Annotated in this window: 2 protein-coding genes; one reads left to right on the top strand and one right to left on the bottom strand. The window is 49.4% G+C overall.

The genetic code is table 11. The features are described 5' to 3' along the window. Positions 1-91: 91 nt before the first annotated feature. Entirely contained in the window at positions 92-895 is an 804-nt protein-coding gene (locus Q3886_RS10010; protein WP_301861335.1) for a viroplasmin family protein, read from the top strand. Between the two features lie 105 nt (positions 896-1,000). Here the strand turns inward: Q3886_RS10010 and Q3886_RS10005 are convergent, their stop codons facing one another. Further along, on the bottom strand, positions 1,001-2,461 hold the full coding sequence (locus tag Q3886_RS10005) for a [FeFe] hydrogenase, group A (RefSeq protein ID WP_301861333.1): 1,461 nt from the start codon (positions 2,459-2,461) through the stop codon (positions 1,001-1,003). Positions 2,462-2,529 lie beyond the last annotated feature (68 nt).

Below are 2,529 nucleotides of genomic sequence, written 5' to 3'. Positions count from 1 at the left end.
ACAGAATATAAAAAGATACTATTTCCTATTGACAGTATAGAGAGATACCACGTACAATATACGCATTGCAACAGAAAGGAGGTGGCATTTCATGCGGTATTATGCCATCAGTGCCGGTCGGAAAACCGGTATTTTTACGACAACAGATGAATATATTCGCTATACCAGCGGTTTTAAACGGCCGAAGGCCCGGGGATTTGCCACCTACACCGCAGCCTGTACATGGTTAAAGCAGGAACAGGCCGGGCATCATGCGCTTCCCAGGAAAAAGGCAGCTGTGCACCACCTTGATAAGTCCCTGCTGAAATGGAAGGAACGCGTCCGCCTTTCTTCTCAGGTGAAACAGACAATTTACCCTCTTGATGCCCGCAAGGTACTGGTCATCGATATTGAATTGACGGGACTGCTGCCGACAGATGAAATTTTACAGGTTTCTGTCATAGATGGACTGGGAAAGACACGGTTTAACCGCTACTTCAAGCCGGAACACCTGTCTTCCTGGCCGCAGACGGAGGAAATCCACCATATTACGCCGGAATCGGTGCAGTGCGCACCGCCATTTCACGCGTATATCCCCCATTTGAGCCAGTTATTTTCAACGGCTCAGCTCATTGTCGGCTACAGTACGATGCAGGATATTTCCATTTTGTACCATACCGGCGTACAATGTCCCCTGCAGCCCCTGTACGTGGACATAGGCGAAGCCTACTCCTTTGTCCATACCCGGCCCCGTGAGCCGCGGTCCTATGCCAAACTGCAGGATTGTGCCCACCATTATGGCTATGCTGAATCGGACTGGCACAACAGCCTTGCCGATACGATGGCTACGCTGTACTGTTTTTATGCCGCTCTTGCCGATCCGAAAGCACTGTTTAAACGAATGGCCCTTCAGTAAAAGAGGGTACGTACTGCCCATAACGACAGGCAGTACGTACCCTCTTTATGTATTCCCCTCTTCCAGAAAGACAGGAAAAGGCAGGAATGATGTTTTTCTATTTTTCTATACCAGATTAACCGTATGCGGTTTAAACCGTTTTGATTCCGGATTGGTTTCCGGCGTTAAATGCTTCATCTTACCTAATTCATCAGACTTATCGGTAAAGTACGTGTGGAGCATAGATTCTGCTGTTTCTGACAGCGGTTCATCCAGAAACTCTTTATACAGCTGTTCAATTTCCGGATTCTGCCAGCTGGCCTTTATATCCGTATCCGCATCAGACTGGTACAGCGACGCCATGCGGGCTTCCTGTACTTTTTTAACCTGCGGCAGTTTTACTTTGGGCTGACCGCCGCCGCCAATGCATCCGCCTGGGCAGGCCATGACTTCGATAAAGGAGTAGTTTTCAAAATCATCGTGTTCAATGAGCTCGTCAATAAAGGCCCGGGCATTGCCCAGTCCGCTGATAGCGGCAACATGGAGAACGAAATGGCCAAAGGCGACACTGGCCTTTTTGACGCCGTTCAAACCGCGTACCGGTTCAAAGGGAATGAAATCTTTCGGTGCCGGCCGGCCGGTAAACATATAGTATGCCGTCCGAATAGCTGCTTCCATAACGCCGCCGGAATTGCCGAAAATCTTGCCGCCGCCGGAAGATTGGCCAAATACACGGTCAAAGGGGCTGTCTTCCAGCTGAGCAAAATCAATATGTTCGTCTGTAATCCACCGGGCCAGTTCCCGGGTCGTAATGCAGATATCTGTGTCTCGCAGTTCGGGAATATCCCAGAATATGGAGGAACTGTTCAGCTGAGGCCAGCGAATTTCCGATTTCTTTGCCGTGCAGGGCGTAACGCAGACATTGACGATCTTGCGCGGATCAATATTGTTTTTCTGGGCAAACCAGGTTTTAATAACAGGACTGAAAATGCTGATCGGGCTTTTCGTAGAAGATAAATGAGGAATCAGCTCAGGGTAAAAGGTTTCGGCAAATTCTACCCATGCCGGGCAGCAGCTCGTAAACTGCGGAATAGGAATTTCTTCCGACTGCAGGCGGTGAAGCAGTTCTGTTGCTTCTTCCATAATCGTCATATCGGCACCGAAATCCGTATCAAATATGTAATTGCCGCCAAGAGCTCGCAGGGCAGCGACCATTTTCCCTTCTACAAAGGAACCAGGGTCCATGCCAAAGGCTTCGCCAAGGCCGACGCGAACAGCCGGAGCGGTCTGGAAGATGACGATTTTATCGGGGTCCTGAATGGCTGCTTTTACCTTGCTGACATCATCTACTTCTTCCATGGCACCAAACGGACAGGCCGCCGCACATTGGCCGCAATGCACGCAAATCGGCATATCTCCCGTACTGGCCAGATTGTAGTATTCCATGACCGTCTGCGTATTGGCACAAGCACGCCGACATAAGGTACAGTTCTTGCATTTCGTTACGTCAAAACGAACGGCGCAGTTATGTTCATCAATAGGAACCCGGCGCTGGAGTTCCTGGAATCGGGAATGGAATTCAGGCATGATAATCTCCTTTTTCATTACAAAACGACAAAGGTACTCTTCAAGGGAGTCCTCATACTATGTAACAT

It is taken from the genome of uncultured Megasphaera sp. (genome assembly GCF_958350005.1).
Taxonomy (GTDB): domain Bacteria; phylum Bacillota; class Negativicutes; order Veillonellales; family Megasphaeraceae; genus Megasphaera.
Note: the sequence above shows the minus strand (reverse complement) of the source record. Positions and strands in the feature narration are given on the sequence as shown.

Bases quoted from the DNA above. Each gene is read 5' to 3' on its own strand.
- Q3886_RS10010 (WP_301861335.1), top strand. From the start codon at position 92: ATGCGGTATTATGCCATCAGTGCCGGTCGGAAAACCGGTATTTTTACG.
- Q3886_RS10005 (WP_301861333.1), bottom strand. From the start codon at position 2,461: ATGCCTGAATTCCATTCCCGATTCCAGGAACTCCAGCGCCGGGTTCCT.